The organism is Sulfitobacter aquimarinus, from assembly GCF_040149565.1.
GTDB lineage: Bacteria > Pseudomonadota > Alphaproteobacteria > Rhodobacterales > Rhodobacteraceae > Sulfitobacter > Sulfitobacter aquimarinus.
Genome location: NZ_JBEFLO010000005.1, coordinates 31,073 through 51,992, shown reverse-complemented (window position 1 = coordinate 51,992; position 20,920 = coordinate 31,073). Strand labels below are relative to the sequence as shown.

The following is a 20,920-nucleotide window of genomic DNA, read 5'->3' as shown; positions in this document are numbered from 1 at the left end:
CGCCTGTTCTTTTTTCCCGCACCGCGCGGGTATTATTTGTCCCAATTTTTAACGACTTTAGACAAACCCGCCCGTGTCGTCACGCAAAAAAGGCTATTTTGGCCCCATATGTGGGCAATTTTTCGCCCATTCTTACCGCATTTTGGTTAACCCACCCCATCTGGGGGATCACCAGTTGTCCTTGAACCATTTCACGGCCCGTTTCAGTGAACGTGCGGGGTAGCGATCGGCGGGAATGTCGAAATCCCACCACTCGTCCTGTGGATTGGCTGCAAACAGCGCCAACCCCACAGCCGAGGAGAACCCCGGCCCTGTCGCCGCCTGCGGCAGGCCGTGCACGCGCAGCGGACGCCCAAGGCGCACCTGCTGGCCCAAAATCTTGCTCGCGAGCGCATCAAGGCCCGGAATCTGGCTGCCGCCGCCTGTCAGCACGATCTGCTGGCTGGGCAGATGGTCAAATCCTGCGGCATCCAGACGCGCACGGACTTCTTCCAGAATTTCCTCGACCCGCGGGCGCATGATGCCGATCAATTCGGCGCGGCTGGCAGTGCGGCGATCGTGTTCGTAATCGCCCGTCTCGCCGCCGATCTCGATCATCTCGCGGTCGTCCATGCCAGTGGCTTGCAGCCCGCCATAGAAGGTCTTGATCCGTTCGGCGTTGGCCGTCGGAACCTGCAACCCCATCGAGATGTCCGAGGTGATGTGATCGCCGCCCATGCGGATGCTGTCGGCGTAAATCATGTGCTTTTTGATAAAGATCGACACGCCTGTCGCCCCGCCGCCCAGATCAATACAGGCTGCGCCCAATTCCTGCTCGTCCTCGACAAGTGACGCGATACCAGAGACATAGGCCGACGAGGCAATGCCCGCCAGTTCAAGGTCACAGCGTTTGATGCAATAGGCCAAATGCTGGATCGCGGCGGCATCGACGGTCAGCATGTGCAGATCGACGCTCAGATCATTGCCAAGCTGGCCGCGCGGGTCAATCAACCCGCTGCGGTGGTCCAGCGCAAAGTTCACGGGCTGCGCGTGCAGTACCTCGCGCCCCTCACCGTATTCGGGCACATCGCAACTGCTCAGCACGCGGGCGACGTCGTCTTCGGTGACGACCTGATGCTCGAGCGAGATTTGCGCATCAAGGCCATAGCTGCGCGGCTCGGCCCCGGAGAAACACGCGATGACGTGGTCCACGCGGATGCCCGCCATCTTTTGTGCGGCTTGCAGGGCGGTACGAATGGCACGCTCTGTTTCGCCCATCGCGGCGATCTCGCCAAAGCGGACCCCGCGGGAGCGCGTGGTCGCAGCCCCGATCACACGGAACCCCGACTGACCCGCAAGCGATCCGATCTCGCCCTCTTCTTCCAGCTTGGCCGAACCGTCAAAGCGCAGCACAAGCGCCGCGATTTTCGAGCTGCCTACGTCAAGGATGGCCACCACACCGCGTTGCATCGCCAGTTTGCGCATTTGCCGCATCGTGCGCTGGCTGTCGTATAAATCGTTCATTTGTTCTTTGCCCTAAACGCTGCCTGTTGGGCCATCCGTTCTTCGGCGGCCTCGTTTGTCATTTGTACTGTGGGGCGGCCTTCCAGCCGCATGTCGACCCGCGCTATGTCGCGGCTCAGAATATCCTGTGCCTGATCCAGCGCGATCACGCGCTCCAGCGCCCGCAACGCATCCTTGGCAGGCAGCATGATCCGCTGTTCACGGTCGAGTACCACGTCCCAACGCCGCGCCCCGACGCGCACCAACCCGCGCAGCCGCTTGCCCAGCGGGCTGGCCGCTTCGATCAGCTCCAACGCTTGCGGCACATGGGCATCCGCCCCCTCGCCCGCGATCAGCGGCAGACCGGGGCGCGCATGGCGGCTGGTGGCGGCGGCGATGTAAAAGCCGTTCTCGTCGACCAAGGCCAACCCCGTCTCGTTGCGCCACAGCGCCACGGGCGTGCGCTGTTCGACATCCACCTGCAGCACGCCTCCGGGGCGGATGCGGACAGAGGCGGATTTCACCGCAGGAATTTCCGTGACCGTGGCCCGCATCGCGTCCAGATCCAGATCAAAGCTGGAAGTCGGGAAATCAAGCGGCAGACTTTCGCGGATATAGGTGGCAAGCTCGTCCTTGGCGCCGTCGATGGCCATCAGGTTGACCATGAATTCGGGGCGCTGCTGAATGCCTGCTTTTGTTTCGGCCACGCTTTGCGCGATGGCTTCGCGGCGCGCATCATTGGACAGATACACCGTGCCCGCCGTCAGCGTCAGGCAGAACGGAATGCCCGCCCGCAGCGCCAGACGGATGCCAGGCGTCAGCATCATCCGCTGCACCCGCCACGCCCAACGCGACGGCGCAGGATCAGCGCGGCCTGCTGTCTTTGGCTTGCGGGTCAACGGCCACATGATGCGTCCTCCACCATCCAGTGGCACAGCTGCGGAAAGCTGATGCCAACCGATTGCGCCTGTTCGGGCGATAGCGAAGTGCCCGTCATGCCGGGTTGTGTGTTTGTTTCGAGCAGGATCAAGCCGTCGGTGCCGCGTGCGGCATCCCAACGAAAGTCGGTACGGCTCACCCCGCGGCAGCCCAAGGCATTATGCGCACGCAGCGCATAGTCCAGACACAGATCAAAGATGTCCTGCGGCACGTCCGCAGGCACGATGTGGGAGGACCCGCCCTCTTTGTATTTGGCGTCATAGTCGTACCAGCCCGTGGTCACGATGTCGGTCACGGTCAGGGGGCGGTCGCCCATCACAGTTGTTGTCAGCTCGCGGCCCGGCGCGAAGGTTTCGACCATCACGGTGTCGGGCATATCGCTGTCCAGCTGTGGCGGGCCGTTGTTTTCGGTCTCGATCAGATACACCCCGACCGAGGAGCCCTCGTTATTGGGTTTCACCACATAGGGCGGCGCCATCACGTGACGCTTGCGTACCTCATCCGCCGCGACCAGCACGCTTTCGACCACAGGCAACCCGGCGGCGCGAAAGATGTCTTTGCTGCGCTGTTTGTCCATCGCCACGGCAGAGGCCAGAACGCCGGAATGGGTATAGGGGATTTGCAACCACTCGAGGATGCCCTGCACGCAGCCGTCTTCGCCCCAACGCCCATGCAGGCAGTTCAGGACCGCGTCCGGCTTTTTCTGCGCCAGAACGTCACAAAGATCAGGGCCTGCATCGACCTCGATCACATCAGTATAACCATATTCCCGCAGTGCGGCTGCGCATGCGCGCCCCGTATTCAGAGAGACCTCTCGTTCAGCCGAGGGTCCGCCCATAAGTACCGCCACTGTCGGGTTTGTCCTGCTCGACATAACCCAGTGCCTCAATGTCCCGGACCCGAAGGCCCTTCATTTTTATTATTCGGGCCTTTTTGACCCTTTATTTGTCGTTTGGTTGCCGCTTTTTGCGGCTTTCGCCCCTGCGCTTTGGCGTTACGTTTCGCCGATGCGCATAATTTCCCATTCTAGCGTAATACCGCAGGAATCGTAAACCTTTTTTCTCACCTCTTCGCCCAATCCTTCCAGATCGGCGGCGGTGGCATCGCCTGTGTTGATCAAAAAGTTCGCATGTTTGGGCGACATTTGCGCAGCCCCGCGCATGGCCCCTTTCATTCCTGCGTCCTGAATGACCTTCCACGCCTTGAGATCATGCACATCATCGGCACGACCGGTTGAGCTGAAACCCGCCGGATTGCGAAAGGTCGAGCCCGCGCTGCGATCTTTCGTGGGCTGCGTGGCATCGCGTTTGGCCAGCTGGTCCTCCATCCGCGCATGAAGCGCCGCCGCCTCTCCCGCAGGGGGGCGGAACGTGGCGCTGATCAGCACAGCACCCTCGGCCAAATCGCTTTGGCGGTACTGGAAATTGAGGTCTTGGGCCGTGAGGGTAATCACCTCCCCTGCCCGCGTGACCGCCTGCGCGCTGACAAAATGATCGGCCGTATAGGTGCCATAGCAGCCCGCGTTCATGCGCACAGCGCCGCCGATGCTGCCCGGAATGGTGCGCAGGAATGTAAGGTCCAGCCCCGCGTCCGCCGCCTTGCGGGCCACATGCGCGTCCAGTGCGGCAGCCCCTGCCGTGACGGTACCGCCGTCAATCTCGATCCCGTTAAAGCCGCGCCCAAGGCGGATCACAACCGCCCGCAGCCCGCCATCGCGCACAATGAGGTTAGAACCGACACCCATCGGGAACACTGCCACATCTTGCGGCAGATCACACAGGAAGCTTTGCAAATCGTCAACATCCGCAGGCTGGAACAGATAATCGGCAGGCCCGCCTACACGCAGCCAAGTCAGCTCGGAAAGGCTGCGCTGCGGAGTTAGCTTACCGCGTGGCGTTGGAAGAGTACTCATGACGGCTCTACCCGGCTGTCGCGAAACCGGCGCATGATGCGGCCCGCCAACCAGCCCGCAACAAACGCGCAAATCGCATAGATCAGCGCACCGGCATGGGCCGCCAGCGCGGGCGGCGACAACAGCTTTGCATCCAGCCCCAATATCATCCACGTCGCGTTCAGCGCCATGCCCACCAGCACGATCCCCAAAAACAGTTTGAACCGCCTGAAATAGCCCGCGTAGGCGCAGCCAAACATCCAAAGGGCGAGGCCCGGCACAAGAATATACAACATCAAAGTGTCACTCCACAGGGGTGCGGCGGACCACACCACGCAGCCAGCGGCCCAGATAGATCATCGGCCAACGCAGTACGGAACACCCCGCAACAAGGATCAGCAATCCGACCCACGGTCCGTGCTGTAGCACGATATAACCAAGGATCGGAATACCCACCGCAATCAGGATATAGGCATTGCGCCAGTGGTTGTCTTTGCTGGGCGTCATGGCCAGCACATTGGCCACCAGCGCCCACAGACATGCAAGAGTGAGAGACAGGCTCATTATTCGGGGATCTCCGGATGCTCGCCACGCAGCCGCGCCGCGATATAGCGTAGAGGGTTGCGGAACATGGACACGAACGCGGCAAAGCCCAAGACGGAATACACCCAGCCATGGTGCATCCCCGCCAGCACGATCAGCACAGGGGCCGCGATCAGCAAGACCAGCGCGGGATAGTACTGCCTGCGCACAGGCAGCATCGCCACACCGACAGAGGCGAAAACCCACGCAATTGAAAGCCAGATCACGGTCATGCCGCATCTCCGCGCAAATGGGGGAATACATGCCGCACCCAAAGTCCCAGCCCCGCGGCAGGCACAAGCCAGATGATGAGCTCTGCCATGATCCCGAGCGTGCGGGTGGTCATGCCGATCTCGATCATCGCGGTCATAACCTCGATGGGGCCCGCCCCTTCGAATGCGCCCCAAACGAGAAACAGAAAATACGGCGCGCTGAGCAGTGCAATAGCGACCAGCGCGACGATCTTGAGGGCTCGTGCATGCACCATGCGCACAACCAGCGCCACCGCGATAAACGGCAGCGACAAGATCACCAGCCGCATATGGTCGATGGTCACGCAGCGGCCCCTTTGAGTGCGCGCAGCGCATCAGGCAAGCCATTGGCCCAGCCGCTGATCGTACCTGCGCCAAGGCAGACAACCATATCACCGGGGCGGGCTTGCTCCGCCACAAGGCGGGCCAGATCTTCGGGGCCGTCCACACGGCGGGCATGGCGGTGGCCGTGCTGGATCAGCGCGGCCACAAGGCTGTCGCGGTCGGCCCCTTCAATCGGGTCTTCGCCAGCGGCATAGACATCCGTGATCCCAACGACATCACAGTCGTTAAAGCATGCGCAGAATTCATCGAAATGGTGGCTCAGACGCGAATAGCGGTGCGGCTGGTGCACGGCAATCACGCGGCCTTCGGTCGCTTGGCGCGCGGCTTTCAGCACGGCTGCAATCTCGACAGGGTGGTGGCCGTAGTCGTCAATGATCGTGACGCCGTCGACTTCACCCACTTTCGTAAAGCGCCGGTTAACGCCACCAAAGCCCTTAAGTGCTTCGCGAATTTCCTCGCCCTTCATGCCCAGATGCCGCGCCACGGCAACGGCAGACAGCGCGTTCGAAACATTGTGATCGCCCGGCATGGGCAGTTCACAATCCTTGATCACGATCTCTTCGTTCTGCAAATGGATGTCGAAATGCGCGACGCCTGCTTTGTAGTGCAGCCCCACCACACGCACATCGGCCTGCGCACTGAAGCCATAAGTCACGACACGGCGGTCGGTCAGCTTGCCCACAAGGCTTTGCACTTCCGCGTTGTCGATGCAGCAGACGGCGATGCCATAGAACGGGATGTTCGAGGTGAAGTCGAGGAAGCCCTGACGCAGGTTTTCGATCGTACCCCAGTGGTCCATATGCTCGGGGTCGATGTTGGTGACAATGGCGATGGTGGCGGGCAAACGGTTAAAGGTGCCGTCGCTCTCGTCGGCCTCGACGACCATCCACTCGCCCTCCCCCTTGCGGGCGTTCGAGCCGTAGGCGTGGATGATCCCGCCGTTCACAACCGTGGGGTCAAAGCCGCCCCCGTCCAGAAGGGCGGCGACCATGGTGGTGGTGGTGGTCTTGCCGTGCGTACCCGCAACGGCGATGTTGGATTTCAGGCGCATCAGCTCGGCCAGCATTTCGGCGCGGCGCACAACGGGCAAGCCCGCAAGGCGTGCGGCGTCCAACTCGGGGTTGCCCTTTTTGATGGCAGAGGAGATGACCACGACCTGCGCGTTCTCGATATTCTCGGCGCGCTGGCCCTCGAAAATCGTGGCACCCAATTCGGCCAGACGATCGGTGATCGGGGTGGATTTCAAATCCGATCCCTGCACCTGATAGCCATGGTTGAGCAAGACTTCGGCGATGCCAGACATGCCAATGCCGCCGATACCGACGAAGTGAATGGCGCCCACATCGGTGGGCAGTTTGGTGGCAGCGTTCATTGGCTTGGCTCCTTGGCGTGTAGGCTTTGCACCAGATCCGCGAGGGTCTCGGCCGCTTCGGGCTTGCCCAGACCCAATGCGCCGACAGCCATCTTTGTGGCGGCAGCGCCGTCTGCGAGAATCATCTGGATATATTCGGAAAGTGCTTCGGGTGTGGCTGCGGCCTCGTTGATCAAAACGGCGGCTTGTGCGTCGACCATGCCAGTTGCGTTGGCGGTCTGGTGGTCGCCCGCAGCAGCGGCAAAGGGGATGAGAATGGCAGGCCGCCCGATCACTGTCAGATCGGCAATGGACGACGCGCCAGAGCGGCTGATGACCAATTGCGCCTCGGACATGCGGCGCGGCACATCGTGGAAAAACGGCTGCACATCGGCGTTGATGCCGTGTTCAGCGTAATATTCGGACACGCGGGTGCCGTCCTCGTCGCGGGCCTGATGGCTGACGCGGATGTTGCGCAGCATGTCCATCGGCAGCGCGGCTATGGCAGGCGGGATCACATCGCTAAGGATACGCGCCCCTTGCGAGCCGCCCATCACCAGCAAATCCATCGGGTAGTCTCCGGGCGCGATATAGCCCGCGCCTGCCCGCTCCAACACAGCGGCGCGTACAGGATTGCCCACATGCACACCGTCGACCCCGTCGGGCAGCGGCGTGGGCCATGTGCCGCAGGCGACCGCATCGACGCGTTTGGCAAATATCTGGTTCACACGGCCCAAGACGCCGTTCTGCTCATGCAACATGCGCGGCAGGCGCAGCATCCACGACGCCCCCAGCGCAGGGATCGACGGGTAGCCGCCAAAGCCCACGACAACGCTGGGACGGTCGCGCAGCATCCCGAAGGCAGCAGACAGCGTACCGCCCAAAATGCGAAACGGCACCAGCGACTTGGCCAACAGACCACCACGCGCAAAGGTCGCACTGCTGATCTGCTCGATCTCGACGGCCTCCGGGAAGCCGCTGGTATAGCGGGCACCACGGGCATCGGTGCTGAGCTTGACGCGCCAGCCACGGGCTAGCATCACCTCGGCCAGGGCTTGGGCGGGGAACATATGCCCACCTGTACCACCGGCGGCGATCACCAACAGCGGGGCGCTCATGTCCGCCCCCGCGACAGCAATGCGCTGATCTCGCCCTGCGGGCGGGTACGGGTGAAGGCCAACAGCATTCCAAGGGCGATGCCCGAGGCAATAACGGACGAGCCGCCATAGCTGACAAAGGGCAGCGTCATGCCTTTTGCGGGCAGCAGGCGCACGGCCACGCCCATGTTGATCATGGCCTGAACGCCGAACATGCAGGCAAGCCCCGTTCCTGCAAGGCGAATGAAAGGATCACGCTCGCGCACCAGACGCAGCAAGGACCGCACGACCACAGAGGCATAGAGCGCGATGATGCACAGCACCAGCACCAGCCCGTATTCCTCGGCCGCGACGGCGATGATGAAATCCGTATGCGCATCGGGAAGCGACCACTTCACCTCCCCCTCGCCCACACCGACACCGAACAGGCCACCCTCGCGGATGGCGTTGGTGGCATAGCCCAGCTGCGTCGTCGGATCGACATCCACAGTCAGGAACCCGTCAATGCGGCGGGCAAAGTGTTCGGAACTGGAATAGGCCACCGTGCCCGCAACCACGACCATCGCGGCCATACCGACCAGCAGCACCATGGGCGCACCCGCCACGAAATACATCACACCCCAGCCAAACAGCACCAGACAGGCCTGACCAAAGTCGGGCTGCAACGCCAGCATCAGCACAATCGAGAGGCACAAGCCAAACGACCACGCCTTACCGGGCGGGCCGTTAATCTCAAGATTGGCGGCCATCATCCATGCGGCAACAACAACAAAACCGGGCTTCAAAAACTCGGACGGCTGCACAGAGGCAAAGCCAAGGCTGTACCAGCGCACGGCACCCTTGCCGAAATCGGTCCCGAAAAAGGGCAACATCATCAGCGCGGCAAACGCGATGGCAAAGCCCACCACCGCCAGACGCCGCACCATTGTGGGCGACAGCATCGAGGTGAACATCATCACCATCATCGCCAGCGTGCCAAACACCGCCTGACGCGTCACATAGTGGAACGGCTCAAACCCGTTCTTTTCCGCCAACGGAGGAGAGGCCGCGAGCCCCAGCAACATGCCGACACCAAAGAGCATCAGGATGCACGAGAGCGCCCATTTATCGAGCGTCCGCCACCATTTGGGGAGGATTGGTTCGCCATCCCGAATGGGAACTGCGCCATAAACCATTTCTGTCATGGGTACGTGCCTTACACTGCCTGTCCGCCCCCTTTGCGGGGGTCTAGAGGCCAGTATAGCGCGAAAAGACCAGCGCGGCTAGTAATATCAAGGCTATTTGCAGGCTAATTTCAGGTACGAGGTCAGCAGTCGTTTACGCAAGATGCCGTTTTGGCAGCTTATGCCGAGCTTGGGTAGCGCCAACAACCCGTTGTTGCGCCCCCCCCCCCCGCCGCACCATGCGCCCCGCTTTCCTCACCCTGCCCTTCACAGCAACCCCATACCACAGGTCCGATAAAGGCGGCCCACGACAAACAGGCACTCAATTGCGCCATCTGACCTGCGACGCCCCGCCGCAAACCCCGTCACAAACACTTGACCCCCCGCCCGCGGTCAGGCACCTGCATCGCTCATGGAATTTGATACAGCGATCATAGGCGCAGGGGCTGCCGGCATGATGTGCGCCGCCCATCTGGACGGGCGCACGCTGCTGGTGGATCACGCAAAGGCTCCGGGCGAAAAGATCCGCATATCGGGCGGCGGGCGGTGCAATTTCACCAACCTCTATACCGACGCAAATGCGTTCATCTGCACCAACCCGCATTTCCCTAAATCGGCCCTCGCCCGTTATACCCAGTGGGATTTCATCGCATTGGTCGACGCCTACGGCATCGCATGGCACGAGAAAACGCTGGGCCAGCTGTTTTGCGACAACTCGGCCAAAGACATCATCGCCATGCTGCGCGGGCTGATGGATGCCCGCGATGTGGCGCTGCATCTGCAAACCTCGATTTCGGATGTGGTACATCATGGCGATCACTACACCTTCACGCTGCACAAGGACGGCAACAGCCGCCCCGCCCGTGCGCGCCGTCTGGTGATCGCCACAGGCGGCAAATCCATCCCCAAGATGGGGGCAACGGGATTTGCCTATGACATCGCCGCGCAATTCAGCCTGCCCGTGACGGCCACGCGCCCCGCGCTGGTGCCCTTCACCTTTGCCGATGGCCGCTTTGCCGAGATCTCGGGCACGGCCACGCCCGCCCGCATCCGCGCCAATGGTCCCGAGTTCGAGGAAGCGCTGCTGTTCACCCACCGCGGCCTCTCCGGCCCTGCGGTTCTGCAAGCCTCGTCTTATTGGCAAGAGGGCGAAGTGGTCACCCTCAACATCGCGCCCGACGACATGTACGAGAGCCTGCGCACACAGCGCCAGACCTCGGGCCGCAAGAATTTCACGACCGAGCTGGCCCGCCACCTGCCCGCCCGTCTGGTGGACCATCTGGCAGGGCTGTTCGATCTAAGCGGGAACCTTGCGGATTGGTCCGACAAGCGGCTTGGCGCATTGATAGACGCCTTGCGCCAGTGGGAGCTGACGCCAAACGGAACCGAAGGCTACCGCACCGCCGAAGTCACCCTTGGCGGGGTGGATACAGATGCGCTGAGCGCGAAGACGATGGCCGCCAAGGACCAGCCCGATTTGTACTTCATCGGAGAGGCTGTGGATGTGACGGGCTGGCTGGGGGGCTACAACTTCCAATGGGCCTGGGCCTCTGGCATGGCGGCAGCAGCCGCGCTCAATACCGAAGCGAAGAGCGCCGAAGGACAGCGATGAGCGCCCCCAGCTATCCGATATGCGCTTTCACCTGCGCTGCAAAATCATCGCCGCGCTTCTCGAAACTGTCATATTGGTCAAAACTCGCCGCCGCAGGGGCCAGCAGAACCACGTCCCCCGCTTCGGCCTCGGCAATCGCTTGGGCCACAGCACGCTCCATCGTGGTGCAGACCTCCGCCTCGACTTCCAGCTGCATGGCAAAGCCCGCCGCCTCGCGGCCGATTACGTAGGCTTTGCGCACAGTCTGTCCTGCATCCGCCAGCCCCTCGAGGCCGCCTTCCTTCTCCAAACCACCGCAAATCCAACGGATGTTCTTGAACGCCGCCAGCGCCTTGGCCGCAGAATCCACGTTGGTGGCCTTGCTGTCGTTCACAAACCGCACGCCGTCTTTCTCGCCAATCGTCTGGCTGCGGTGCGGCAGGCCGCCAAAGCTGTGAAAGGCGACCTCAATCACTTTCGGGGCAATCCCCAGCGCACGGCACGCGGCATAGGCGCTACAGGCGTTCTGGTGGTTATGCTCGCCGGGCAGACCCGCAACGCTGCGCAGGTCAATCGACGCGGCCTGTTTGCCATTGCGGTATTCGCTCAGGAAGCCCTTTCGCGCAAACACCTGCCAGCCCTTGCCCGTCAGCTTACGCGCTACACTCACGCGGATCACGCGGTCATCGACCGCCCCCTCGCTCAGCTGCCCCGCAAGGAACGCGCCCTCCTTCTCATCCACGCCGATCACGGCGCGGTCGGGACCGCCTTCGGCGAACAAGCGCCGCTTGGCCGCGAAATAGCCGCCCATGCCTGCGTGCCTATCCAGATGATCGGGGCTTAGGTTGGTGAAGACCGCCACATCGGGCGTCAGGCTGCGGGCCAGATCGGTCTGATAGCTCGACAGTTCCAACACGACCACACCGCCCGAGGGCGCAGGCTCGATATCCAGCACACCGCGCCCGATGTTGCCCGCAAGCTGGCTGTTGCGGCCCGCATGTTCCAGAATGTGGTGGATCAGCGCCGAGGTGGTGGATTTCCCGTTTGATCCGGTCACTGCCACCACACGGGGCGCCACATCAAACATATTCCAGTCCGACGTCGCGAAACTCTGGAAGAACAGCCCGATGTCATTGTCCACAGGCACCCCAGCCGCCAAAGCGGCGGCGATCACCGGATTGGGGGCGGGATATAGATGGGGGATACCGGGGCTGACAATCAGCCGCGCAATGTCGTCGAACGCGCCCTGTTTGGTCAGCTCGACACAAGCGAAGCCCTCGGCCTCGACTGCCTCGCGTGCTCGGGGGTTGTCGTCCCAGCACACCGCCTCGGCACCGCCTGCGCGCAACGCCCGCGCCGCCGAGAGGCCCGAGCGCCCCAAGCCTAAAACCGCCACGCGGGCTCCTTGCATGCCCTGAACTGGTATCATCGCGCGTCTCTCCCTACCGCTCACGTACATCCTTGCCAGAGATTCCGCGCCGCTTCAACGTGGACATGGTGCAGGGGGCGGACCAAACGGCGGGAACAAAAACCGCAAGCGGCAGGATCAGGGCCGCTTGGCCACAAACAACTCAAGATTGCCCGCAGACTTCACCGAAGTCAGAGGATCCGCCGCCATCACAGCCAAAGCTTCGCGAAACAGCGTCTGTCCTGCTGGATAGCTTCCGAGGTTTTAAAGTGCTTACGCAGCCCTCAGCGCACCTTCAGCGTCGCCAGCCCGATCAGCGCCAGAATCAGCGAGATGATCCAGAAGCGGATGACGATCTGCGGTTCGGCCCAGCCCTTTTTCTCATAGTGGTGGTGGATCGGTGCCATCAGGAACACGCGCTTGCCTGTGCGTTTGAAATAGAGGACTTGGATAATGACCGAGAGCGCCTCGACCACGAAGAGGCCCCCGACGATGCCAAGCACAAGCTCGTGTTTTGTGGCCACGGCAATCGCGCCCAAAGCCCCCCCAAGGGCGAGCGAGCCTGTATCGCCCATAAACACCGCCGCAGGGGGTGCATTGTACCACAAAAAGCCAAGGCCGCCCCCAAAGATGCCAGCGGTAAAGATCAACAGCTCGCCCGTGCCTTCAACGTAATGCACGTCCAGATAATTGGTGAAATCCACGCGGCCCACGACATAGGCGATCACACCCAGCGTGCCCGCCGCAATCATCACAGGCATAATCGCCAACCCGTCAAGCCCGTCAGTCAGGTTCACCGCATTCGCCGCGCCCACGATCACGATCATCGCAAAGGGCACAAACAGAAAGCCGAGGTTGATCAGCGTATCCTTGAACACCGGCAAAGCCAGATGGTTTTGCAGCATCTCTGGGTGATACTGCGCGGCCCAAAAGCCTGCGATGCCTGCGATAACAAAGCCAAGCAGCAGGCGGATCTTTGAGGATACACCTGCAACCGTTTGCTTGCTCACCTTGGCGTAATCATCAGCAAAGCCAATCGCTGCAAAGCTCATCGTGACGAAAAGCACCATCCAGATGAAGGGGTTGTCCAACCGCGCCCAGAGAAGGGTCGAGGTCAGAAGCGCGCCCACAATCAGCAGCCCGCCCATGGTGGGTGTGCCTGCCTTGGCAAAATGCCCCTCGGGGCCGTCATCGCGGATCGGCTGACCCTTGCCTTGAGTACGGCGCAGCATGTTGATGAGCGGCAGGCCGAACAGAAAGCCAAAGATCAGCGCGGTCAGAAATGCGCCGCCAGCACGGAACGTGATGTAGCGGAACAGGTTAAAGAAATCACCGCCATCCGACAGCAGGGTCAACCAATAGAGCATACATCGTCCTTACAAATCTTAACGGCGCGGCCACCACATCTTGTGGCTGCGCCTCAAACTTCTTCCCCATCGGGGGTTCACACATCGGTTATCGGATGACCCATTTTGCGCATGGCGTCAACGACTGCGCCCAATTTCATGCTAAGCGAGCCTTTGGCAAGCACCACATCGCCTGCGTCGATACGGTCGCGCAGCCCTTGGCACATCTCGTCCGAGGTCTCGGTCCAAAGCCCGCGCTTTTGCTCGGGCAGCAGATCATAGAGCGCACGCATCAGCGGGCCTATGCAATGGATCACGTCGATGTCTTCCACCGCTGGCAAATGCGCGATGCCCGCGTGCAACGCGACTGCGTCTTCGCCCAATTCCTTCATATCGCCCAGAAACGCGATACGGCGGCCCTTGCCAATGCGGCCCACACCATCGGTGGTTTGCGCGCCTGCCAGCACCTCCAGCGAGGCGGCCATCGAGGTCGGGTTGGCGTTATAGCTGTCGTCGATCAGCGAGAGCCGCTGTTGCGCTTCGACAGGGTCAAGCTGGATCACTTCGCGCAGGCCGCGCCCTTTGTAAGGGGTCCATGTGCCCAGCACGGCAACGGCTTGGGCCAGATCAGCGCCGATGGCCTGAACCACGGCCAAGGCCCCCAGCGCGTTCATCGCAAAATGCCGCCCCGGCGTGGCGAGCTTGAACAGCAGCGGCTTGTCGTCCACTTCGGCCTGCACCACGGTAGTATCACCCTGAATGCTGAGGGTCTTTAGCTTCCAGTCAAAGCCGTTCTCGCCAAAGGCGATGCCGTGCAGGCGCTTGTCATGGGTTTTCGCAGCCAAAATCGCCGAAGTCTCGACATCCGCGTTATAAACCGCAGGCGCGCCGATGGGCAGGCTGTCGAAAATGCTGGCTTTCTCGAGCGCGATGCCGGTGATGTTGTCGAAGGCCTCAAGGTGGGCGGCGGCAACGGTGGTGATCAGCGCGGCATGAGGCTGTGCCAAGGTGGTCAGGGGCAAGATCTCTCCGGGGTGGTTCATGCCCATCTCGATGATTGCGTATTCCGTATTCGCAGGCATCCGCGCCAGCGTCAGCGGCACGCCCCAGTGGTTGTTATAGCTGGCGACAGAGGCATGGGTGCGCCCTTGTGCGCTCAGCATGGCAAGCATCATCTCCTTGGTCGAGGTTTTCCCGACCGAGCCCGTGATGCCGATCACGATCGCATCGGTGCGCGCACGGGCCGCAGCGCCCAAAGCCTCTAGCCCCTTCAGCACGTCGTCCACAATCAGCAATGGCGCATCCGCGCTCACGCCTTCAGGCACGCGGGAGACAAGCGCCGCCCCTGCCCCGCTCTCCAAGGCTTGAGCCACAAAGTCGTGCCCGTCCCGTGCGGCCTGCAAGGCGACGAACAGATCGCCTGCCTCAATCGTTCGCGTGTCAATCGACACCCCGTCAACGGCCCAATCACCGACCGCTTTGCCGCCTGTCGCTTCGGCGGCCTGCGCTGCTGTCCAAAGGCTCATGCCAATCTCCCGTCAAGTGCCGCGACTGCAACGCTGGCTTGTTCTACATCATCAAAGGGCAGCACATCGTCGCCAACGGTCTGGCCCGTCTCGTGGCCCTTGCCCGCGATCAACAGCGCGTCGCCCGCACCAAGGCTGTCGACCCCGCGCAGGATGGCTTCGGCGCGGTCGCCCACTTCCACGGCCCCCTCGCAACCTGCCAGAACGGCGGCGCGGATGGTGGCGGGGTCTTCGGAGCGGGGGTTGTCGTCGGTAACGATGACGCTGTCGGCATTCTGCGCCGCCGCTTCCCCCATCAACGGGCGTTTGGCCGTGTCACGGTCACCGCCCGCGCCCACGATGGCAACCAAGCGGCCCATCACATGCGGGCGCATCGCCGCCAGCGCGGTGGCCACGGCGTCAGGCGTATGGGCATAATCGACAAAGACCGCCGCCCCGTTGTCACGGGTCGCGGCCAGCTGCATACGGCCCCGCACGGTTGTCAGATGCGGCAGCGTATCGAAGACATCGGCAGGGTCCGCGCCACAAGCGATCACCAGCCCGCAGGCCAGCAACACGTTATCCGCCTGAAACCCGCCAATCAGGTTAAGCCGTTTTTGAAAGGCCTTGCCGCGCCAGTCAAACCGCAGGTCCTGCCCCGTTGCATCAAACCGCTGACCGATCAGGTGCAGATCACCCCCATCGCGCCCGACGCTGATTACATTACACCCCCGCGCCCGCGCAATCGCCGCCATCTCGACGCCGCGTGGATCATCAAGGTTGATCACAGCCGAGCCATCCTCGGGCAGAACCCGCGCAAAAAGGCCCGCTTTGGCGTCGAAATAGGCCTCGAACGTGTGGTGATAATCAAGGTGGTCTTGGGTAAAGTTGGTAAAGCCTGCAGCCTTGAGCGTCACACCGTCAAGGCGGCGCTGGTCCAGCCCGTGGGAGGACGCCTCCATTGCGGCGTGGGTGATGCCGTTGGCGGCTGCTTCGGCCAAGGTGCGGTGCAATGTGATAGGCTCTGGCGTTGTGTGTGCCAGTGGTGCCGTCCATGCGCCCTCGACCCCTGTGGTGCCAAGGTTGACGGCAGCCAGCCCCATTTCGATCCAGATCTGGCGCACGAAGGTGCTGACGGAGGTTTTGCCATTGGTGCCAGTCACGGCGATCATGGTTTTGGGCTGCGCCCCCGACCACAGCGCCGCCGTGCGGGCCAGAACCTCACGCGGGGCGTCTGTGACGATCAACGCAGCGCCTGCCGCGCGGATCGCGTCGCCTGCGATTTGCGCGCCTTCGGCATCTGTCAAAATCGCAATCGCGCCCTTTTCAAGTGCCATTGGCACAAACTCGGCCCCGTGGACCGTGCTGCCCGGCATGGCGGCGAACAGAGTGCCGGTTTTGACCCGCCTGCTGTCGACTTCAATACCGGAAATCTCGGCGTTCTCAAACCCTGCGGCCATCAGCCCCAATGAATTCAACGAGGTGCTATGGGGCGTGGACATGGGGCGAATACTCTGCCGTTAGTTGCTACTGGTTAGCGTTATACCAGTGACACCTGCGGGGGCAATGGCCGGACGCATCCCCAACAAGGGGGCGACACGGCGGATCATCTCGGCGGCGACGGGCACGGCGGTCCAGCCTGCGGTGCGGCGCGGCTTGCCGCTGGAGGTCTCGACAGGTTCGTCCAGCGTCACGATCAGCACATAGCGCGGGTCATGGGCGGGAAACATCGAGGCAAAGGTCGTGATCGTCTTGTCCTTATAATATCCGCCGCGTGCCTTGGGCTTGTCCGCTGTGCCGGTTTTGCCCGCCACGAAATAGCCCGGCACCTCGGCAAAGGAGGCCGTGCCGTCTTCGCCCACAACCACATCGCGCAACATCCGCCGCGCGGCGGCGGCGACATCGCTGCGCATCACACGTTCGCCTTTTTGCGGGCCCGATTGCTTTAGCAACGTCGGCTTGACCGCCCGCCCGCCATTGGCAATCGCGGCGTAGCCTGCGGCCAGATGCATCGCGGTGGTGGATATGCCGTGGCCATAAGAGATCGTGACCGCCGACAGATCGGTATACCGCTGGGGCAGCAGGGGACGCCCGCCCGACGCTTCGACAATCTCGAAGGGGGTGCGCTCGAACAAGCCCAGCTTGGCCAGAAATTCCTTTTGCCGCTCTTTGCCGATCATCAGCGCCAGACGGCCCGTGCCACGGTTCGAGGATTTCTCGATGATCTGGCTCACGCTGATTGTGCCGTAGTTGTGGTTGGCAAATTCGCCGATTTTGTGCCCGCCGACTTTCATCGGGCCTGCGGTATTGATCATCGTATTGGCGTTGACCAGACCCAGCTCCATTGCTTGGGCGGCCGCAAAAATCTTGAAGGTCGAGCCAAGCTCGTACACGCCCTGAACCGAGCGGTTGAACAATGGGCTGTCAGACGGGTCGCCCTCAACCGCGGGACGGGGGCGGTTGTTTGGATCAAAACTGGGCAGTGACGCCACGCTGACGACCTCGCCTGTGTGTACGTCCATCAGGATCGAGGTCGCGCCCTTGGCGTTCATCAATTTCATGCCACCCTCCAGCACACGCTCGGCGGCGGCTTGGACCGACAGATCAAGGCTCAGCTCCAGCGGTTTGCCCGCATTGGCGGGGTCGCGCAGGTAGTCGTCAAAGTACTTCTCAGCCCCCGCAATGCCGATGACTTCGGCCGCACGCACGCCTTCGCGGCCAAAGCTGGCACCGCCCATGATGTGCGCGGCCAGCGGGCCGTTAGGAAACAGGCGCATGTCGCGCGGCGCAAACAACAGACCCGGATCACCGATGTCATGCACGGCCTGCATCTGCTCGGGGCTGATTTTCTTTTTGACCCACAGGAACTTGCGCTTGCCGGTGAAGTCCTTGATCAGGCGTTCTTCTTTGAGGTCGGGGAAGATTTCTGCCAGCTTTCTGGCAGCACCTTCGGCGTCGATCAGATGCGGCGGCTGCGCATAAAGCGCATGTGTATCCAGATTGGTCGCAAGGATGCGGCCATTGCGGTCAACAATATCGGCACGCGTGTTGGCGATGATCGAACCCGGCGCATGTGCGCGCGGCTCAACAGGGTCCGAGACAGCCAGCAGGCCCATACGGGCCCCGACAACGGCAAAGGCGCAGAAAAAGAACACACCCAACACCAGCAGGCGGCCTTCGGCGCGGTTGCGGTCGGCATCGCGCATCTGCTCGTGGCGGATGCGGCGGTTCTGGTTTTCGATGGCGTCGGGGTTTTCACCGCTGGCGCGGGCCGACAGGATACGCGCCAGCGGGCGCAGAGGCGTGCGGATCATAGCGGATCCTCCGCGTTCATCGACGACACATCGACAGGATTGGTGATCGGCAGCAAATCGGGCGCGGGGTATTGCACCTCGTCCGCTTGGCCGAACTGGTCGGGATGCAGCGGCAGCAGTTGCAGCCGCTCAAAGTTCAGCTCTGCCAGATCGCGCAGACGGTCGGGGCGGTTCTGATATGCCCATTCGGCGCGCAGCACAGCCAGACGCGCATGGGCGTCGCGGATTTCTGCGTGCAGCTTGTCGGTTTCGTTCAGGGCCGCTTGGGTCGCGTAGTTTTCGCGGTAGGCCCAGAAGGCCAAACCGATCACACCCAAAGCTGTCAGCACATAGATCACTGATTTCATTTGCTCTTCCCCCTCATCATCGGCATTCCGATGGCTTTTGCCTCAATGCTGCCCGCAGGCGCATCCGTGCGCGTGGCAACCCGCAGCTTGGCGCTGCGGCTGCGCGGGTTTGCCTCTAACTCATCCGCATCCGCGCTGATCGCTTTGCGCGATTTCAGCGTGAACTGCGGCGCGTCCTGTTCAATCTGCGGCGCAAAGCGGTTGGCGTTGCCCCCTGCCCCCGCACGCGCCGTGAGGAAGCGTTTGACCATGCGGTCCTCGACCGAGTGGAATGTGACAACGGCCAATTGCCCACCGGGCCTCAAGGCCCGCTCGGCGGCCATCAGCCCTTCCCACAACTCGCCGTATTCGTTGTTCACAGCGATGCGCAGCGCCTGGAACGTGCGCGTGGCGGGGTGGCTTTGATTGGGCTTGGGACGCGGCAGGCAGCTCTCGACCAGTTTGGCCAGCTCTAGCGTGCGGGTGAAGGGCGCATCCGCACGGGCCAAAACAATCTTTTTGGCGATGCGGCGGCTGGCGCGTTCTTCACCATAGAGGAATATGATATTGGCGAGGTCTTCTTCGGAGGAGGTATTGACCAAATCAGCGGCACTTGGCCCGTCTTGCGACATGCGCATATCCAGCGGGCCGTCGCGCATGAAGGAAAACCCACGCTCGGCCAGATCAAGCTGCATGGAGGAGACGCCAAGGTCCAGCACCACACCGTCAAGATCGCTGGCGTATTCGTCCATCTTCGAGAAGACACCGTGCTGCATGACCAAACGGTCGCCGTAGTCCCCTGCCCAAGGCTGCGCCATCTCGAAGGCCAGCGGGTCACGGTCAACGGCAATCACGCGGGCAGCGCCTGCGTCCAGAAAACCACGGGTATAGCCGCCCGCCCCGAATGTGCCGTCCAGCCACGTGCCCTGCACGGGCGATACAGCCTTCAGGATCGGGTCAAGCAGGACAGGAATATGGGGGGAGGTCTCGGTGGCAGCCATGACGCTCACGCTCCGACGGGTCCGTCGAGGAACTGCATCGGATCAAAGTCCTCTGGCAACTCGTCCAGCCACGCTTCTTGCTTGGCACGCTCTTCGGTGTCGTAGGTTTCGGGCTGCCAAATCTGGAAGGTGTCACCCATCCCGATAAAGAAGGCTTCTTTGTCCAGATCAATCTTGTTGCGCAGTTTGGCGGGCAGAACGAGCCGTCCGGTTTCATCGACAGTCGTGGGAAACGACTGCCCGTGAAACAGGGCTTGCAACATCTTACGCTCCATTGAACCACGCGGCAGGGCGTCGATCTTGTCGTCCACCTCTTCAATCGCGGCCATTGTATAGACTTCGAGATAGCTGCGGCGGTGGTCGCCGTACACAATGACCAACTCAGGGGTTTCGCCAGCCTTCCAGTTCGGGTCAGATGCCTCCAACACACGCCGAAAAGAGGCTGGTATGGATACCCGCCCCTTTGTGTCGACTTTGTTGTGGCTTTCGCCTCTGAACCTTCGGCTCACGTGTTTTGTCCCTTTGTTACGCTGCTGCGTATAAGTGTCTGCCTGCCTGCATCTGCCTGATGCCTCTGTCGTATTGGCCGCGCCTCTGACGGGTGCATGGGCCTAAAAGTAAAAAGGGCGGATTGATCTGCTGCCACTGATCAACCCGCCGCTTTATTCCCGCTGTGCGGGGAAGTCCGACTGCGCGCGCCACCTGGGGGGATGTCTGCTCGCCCGCGCGCCGGATCTCTTGGTCTGATGAAAATCGAGGCCTGTATGAAACCTGCTAGAGTTTTTTATTTTTGGGGTCGTTTGGTGCCCCGTGTCTCGTTCTCATCTGATGCAATAAGGGATACGATGGGAAATCATGGGCGTCTACAATTATTTTTCCTAAAATCCACTTCATCTTGTTTTCAGCAGGTCCAGAAAACAAGATATAGAGCAAAATTCAGCAGGATTTTAGCCTAATTGGTGGTTAACGAACCAACGCTCACTACATATGGACAATCCATCTGCACCCAACTCTTTCCCACAAATTCCCAATTAATTTGCAGCCGAATGTCTGCGCCGCCGCATGTTTTTGATTTGTTCTCACCCAACCCGCGTCCGCACTGCCGAATCCGACCTATCGGACCCCATTTCCCACAAAGATTCGCCCCTTGGCCCCGACGCATTCCCCCTACTGCCCATAAATTCCCATGACCCATCCCATGATTTCCCATGACGGTGCCGCCCGTCGCGCCGATGACCCATTTTCAGCACACCACACCGCCATCCCTACCCTGCTGCCTTGAAAATAGACGGCCAAGGCGTCACACTGGACCTCCCAATATCAAACCG

The 20,920-nt window shown here is 61.6% G+C and carries 20 protein-coding genes; 1 reads left to right on the top strand and 19 read right to left on the bottom strand.

The genetic code is table 11. The annotated features are described in order from the left end of the window. Positions 1-168: 168 nt before the first annotated feature. The 11 genes from ftsA to ftsW form a co-directional block, all read right to left on the bottom strand. Complete coding sequence (gene ftsA, locus ABMC88_RS11100; RefSeq protein WP_349576951.1) at positions 169-1,503, bottom strand: cell division protein FtsA; 1,335 nt, start codon at positions 1,501-1,503, stop codon at positions 169-171. Then, entirely contained in the window at positions 1,500-2,390 is an 891-nt protein-coding gene (locus ABMC88_RS11095) for a cell division protein FtsQ/DivIB (RefSeq protein ID WP_349576950.1), read from the bottom strand. The genes ftsA and ABMC88_RS11095 overlap by 4 nt, the downstream gene beginning before the upstream one ends. Next, the gene (locus ABMC88_RS11090; RefSeq protein ID WP_349577144.1) at positions 2,378-3,259 is read right to left on the bottom strand and encodes a D-alanine--D-alanine ligase; all 882 of its coding nucleotides are present in this window, start codon (positions 3,257-3,259) and stop codon (positions 2,378-2,380) included. Before ABMC88_RS11090 ends, ABMC88_RS11095 begins: the two co-directional genes overlap by 13 nt. Positions 3,260-3,415: 156 nt before the next feature. Then, on the bottom strand, positions 3,416-4,333 hold the full coding sequence (murB, locus tag ABMC88_RS11085; RefSeq protein ID WP_349576949.1) for a UDP-N-acetylmuramate dehydrogenase: 918 nt from the start codon (positions 4,331-4,333) through the stop codon (positions 3,416-3,418). After that, the gene (locus tag ABMC88_RS11080; protein ID WP_349576948.1) at positions 4,330-4,608 is read right to left on the bottom strand and encodes a hypothetical protein; all 279 of its coding nucleotides are present in this window, start codon (positions 4,606-4,608) and stop codon (positions 4,330-4,332) included. The genes murB and ABMC88_RS11080 overlap by 4 nt, the downstream gene beginning before the upstream one ends. A 7-nt stretch (positions 4,609-4,615) precedes the next feature. Beyond that, positions 4,616-4,876 (bottom strand): DUF2484 family protein, encoded by a 261-nt coding sequence (locus tag ABMC88_RS11075; RefSeq protein WP_349576947.1) that lies wholly within the window; start codon positions 4,874-4,876, stop codon positions 4,616-4,618. Next, positions 4,876-5,127 (bottom strand): DUF2484 family protein, encoded by a 252-nt coding sequence (locus ABMC88_RS11070; RefSeq protein ID WP_349576946.1) that lies wholly within the window; start codon positions 5,125-5,127, stop codon positions 4,876-4,878. The genes ABMC88_RS11075 and ABMC88_RS11070 overlap by 1 nt, the downstream gene beginning before the upstream one ends. Next, on the bottom strand, positions 5,124-5,450 hold the full coding sequence (locus ABMC88_RS11065) for a hypothetical protein (protein WP_349576945.1): 327 nt from the start codon (positions 5,448-5,450) through the stop codon (positions 5,124-5,126). Before ABMC88_RS11065 ends, ABMC88_RS11070 begins: the two co-directional genes overlap by 4 nt. Beyond that, entirely contained in the window at positions 5,447-6,862 is a 1,416-nt protein-coding gene (gene murC / locus ABMC88_RS11060; RefSeq protein WP_349576944.1) for a UDP-N-acetylmuramate--L-alanine ligase, read from the bottom strand. Before murC ends, ABMC88_RS11065 begins: the two co-directional genes overlap by 4 nt. Further along, positions 6,859-7,959 (bottom strand): UDP-N-acetylglucosamine--N-acetylmuramyl-(pentapeptide) pyrophosphoryl-undecaprenol N-acetylglucosamine transferase, encoded by a 1,101-nt coding sequence (locus tag ABMC88_RS11055; protein WP_349576943.1) that lies wholly within the window; start codon positions 7,957-7,959, stop codon positions 6,859-6,861. Before ABMC88_RS11055 ends, murC begins: the two co-directional genes overlap by 4 nt. Next, positions 7,956-9,122 carry a putative lipid II flippase FtsW gene (gene ftsW / locus ABMC88_RS11050; protein ID WP_349576942.1) on the bottom strand — a complete coding sequence of 389 codons (1,167 nt, stop codon included), beginning with the start codon at positions 9,120-9,122 and terminating at the stop codon, positions 7,956-7,958. Before ftsW ends, ABMC88_RS11055 begins: the two co-directional genes overlap by 4 nt. A 391-nt stretch (positions 9,123-9,513) precedes the next feature. Here ftsW and ABMC88_RS11045 point away from each other — a divergent pair, with 391 nt between their 5' ends. Next, the gene (locus tag ABMC88_RS11045; protein WP_349576941.1) at positions 9,514-10,713 is read left to right on the top strand and encodes a BaiN/RdsA family NAD(P)/FAD-dependent oxidoreductase; all 1,200 of its coding nucleotides are present in this window, start codon (positions 9,514-9,516) and stop codon (positions 10,711-10,713) included. Positions 10,714-10,723: 10 nt separating this feature from the next. On the opposite strand, the gene murD is transcribed toward ABMC88_RS11045, so the two are convergent. From murD to mraZ, 8 genes are all read right to left on the bottom strand, one after another. Beyond that, positions 10,724-12,121: a UDP-N-acetylmuramoyl-L-alanine--D-glutamate ligase gene (murD, locus tag ABMC88_RS11040; RefSeq protein WP_349576940.1), complete on the bottom strand. Its 1,398-nt coding sequence runs from the start codon at positions 12,119-12,121 to the stop codon at positions 10,724-10,726. 263 nt (positions 12,122-12,384) lie between these two features. Continuing rightward, positions 12,385-13,467 (bottom strand): phospho-N-acetylmuramoyl-pentapeptide-transferase, encoded by a 1,083-nt coding sequence (mraY, locus tag ABMC88_RS11035; protein ID WP_349576939.1) that lies wholly within the window; start codon positions 13,465-13,467, stop codon positions 12,385-12,387. Between the two features lie 77 nt (positions 13,468-13,544). After that, positions 13,545-14,972 carry a UDP-N-acetylmuramoyl-tripeptide--D-alanyl-D-alanine ligase gene (locus ABMC88_RS11030; RefSeq protein WP_349576938.1) on the bottom strand — a complete coding sequence of 476 codons (1,428 nt, stop codon included), beginning with the start codon at positions 14,970-14,972 and terminating at the stop codon, positions 13,545-13,547. Then, positions 14,969-16,453, bottom strand: coding sequence for a UDP-N-acetylmuramoyl-L-alanyl-D-glutamate--2,6-diaminopimelate ligase (locus ABMC88_RS11025; RefSeq protein ID WP_349576937.1), 1,485 nt, complete (start codon positions 16,451-16,453; stop codon positions 14,969-14,971). Before ABMC88_RS11025 ends, ABMC88_RS11030 begins: the two co-directional genes overlap by 4 nt. A gap of 18 nt (positions 16,454-16,471) precedes the next feature. Then, positions 16,472-18,265 (bottom strand): peptidoglycan D,D-transpeptidase FtsI family protein, encoded by a 1,794-nt coding sequence (locus ABMC88_RS11020; RefSeq protein WP_349576936.1) that lies wholly within the window; start codon positions 18,263-18,265, stop codon positions 16,472-16,474. Further along, positions 18,262-18,612, bottom strand: a complete 351-nt coding sequence (gene ftsL, locus ABMC88_RS11015; RefSeq protein WP_349576935.1) for a cell division protein FtsL — start codon at positions 18,610-18,612, stop codon at positions 18,262-18,264. The genes ABMC88_RS11020 and ftsL overlap by 4 nt, the downstream gene beginning before the upstream one ends. After that, a complete protein-coding gene (gene rsmH / locus ABMC88_RS11010) occupies positions 18,609-19,592 on the bottom strand; it encodes a 16S rRNA (cytosine(1402)-N(4))-methyltransferase RsmH (RefSeq protein ID WP_349576934.1) in 984 nt (327 codons plus the stop codon). Before rsmH ends, ftsL begins: the two co-directional genes overlap by 4 nt. Before the next feature lie 5 nt (positions 19,593-19,597). Continuing rightward, positions 19,598-20,101 carry a division/cell wall cluster transcriptional repressor MraZ gene (gene mraZ / locus ABMC88_RS11005; protein WP_349576933.1) on the bottom strand — a complete coding sequence of 168 codons (504 nt, stop codon included), beginning with the start codon at positions 20,099-20,101 and terminating at the stop codon, positions 19,598-19,600. Positions 20,102-20,920 lie beyond the last annotated feature (819 nt).

Coding starts and splice junctions, on each gene's coding strand:
- ftsA (WP_349576951.1), bottom strand. CDS start 1,503: ATGAACGATTTATACGACAGCCAGCGCACGATGCGGCAAATGCGCAAA.
- ABMC88_RS11095 (WP_349576950.1), bottom strand. CDS start 2,390: ATGTGGCCGTTGACCCGCAAGCCAAAGACAGCAGGCCGCGCTGATCCT.
- ABMC88_RS11090 (WP_349577144.1), bottom strand. CDS start 3,259: ATGGGCGGACCCTCGGCTGAACGAGAGGTCTCTCTGAATACGGGGCGC.
- murB (WP_349576949.1), bottom strand. CDS start 4,333: ATGAGTACTCTTCCAACGCCACGCGGTAAGCTAACTCCGCAGCGCAGC.
- ABMC88_RS11080 (WP_349576948.1), bottom strand. CDS start 4,608: ATGTTGTATATTCTTGTGCCGGGCCTCGCCCTTTGGATGTTTGGCTGC.
- ABMC88_RS11075 (WP_349576947.1), bottom strand. CDS start 4,876: ATGAGCCTGTCTCTCACTCTTGCATGTCTGTGGGCGCTGGTGGCCAAT.
- ABMC88_RS11070 (WP_349576946.1), bottom strand. CDS start 5,127: ATGACCGTGATCTGGCTTTCAATTGCGTGGGTTTTCGCCTCTGTCGGT.
- murC (WP_349576944.1), bottom strand. CDS start 6,862: ATGAACGCTGCCACCAAACTGCCCACCGATGTGGGCGCCATTCACTTC.
- ABMC88_RS11055 (WP_349576943.1), bottom strand. CDS start 7,959: ATGAGCGCCCCGCTGTTGGTGATCGCCGCCGGTGGTACAGGTGGGCAT.
- ftsW (WP_349576942.1), bottom strand. CDS start 9,122: ATGACAGAAATGGTTTATGGCGCAGTTCCCATTCGGGATGGCGAACCA.
- ABMC88_RS11045 (WP_349576941.1), top strand. CDS start 9,514: ATGGAATTTGATACAGCGATCATAGGCGCAGGGGCTGCCGGCATGATG.
- murD (WP_349576940.1), bottom strand. CDS start 12,121: ATGATACCAGTTCAGGGCATGCAAGGAGCCCGCGTGGCGGTTTTAGGC.
- mraY (WP_349576939.1), bottom strand. CDS start 13,467: ATGCTCTATTGGTTGACCCTGCTGTCGGATGGCGGTGATTTCTTTAAC.
- ABMC88_RS11030 (WP_349576938.1), bottom strand. CDS start 14,972: ATGAGCCTTTGGACAGCAGCGCAGGCCGCCGAAGCGACAGGCGGCAAA.
- ABMC88_RS11025 (WP_349576937.1), bottom strand. CDS start 16,453: ATGTCCACGCCCCATAGCACCTCGTTGAATTCATTGGGGCTGATGGCC.
- ABMC88_RS11020 (WP_349576936.1), bottom strand. CDS start 18,265: ATGATCCGCACGCCTCTGCGCCCGCTGGCGCGTATCCTGTCGGCCCGC.
- ftsL (WP_349576935.1), bottom strand. CDS start 18,612: ATGAAATCAGTGATCTATGTGCTGACAGCTTTGGGTGTGATCGGTTTG.
- rsmH (WP_349576934.1), bottom strand. CDS start 19,592: ATGGCTGCCACCGAGACCTCCCCCCATATTCCTGTCCTGCTTGACCCG.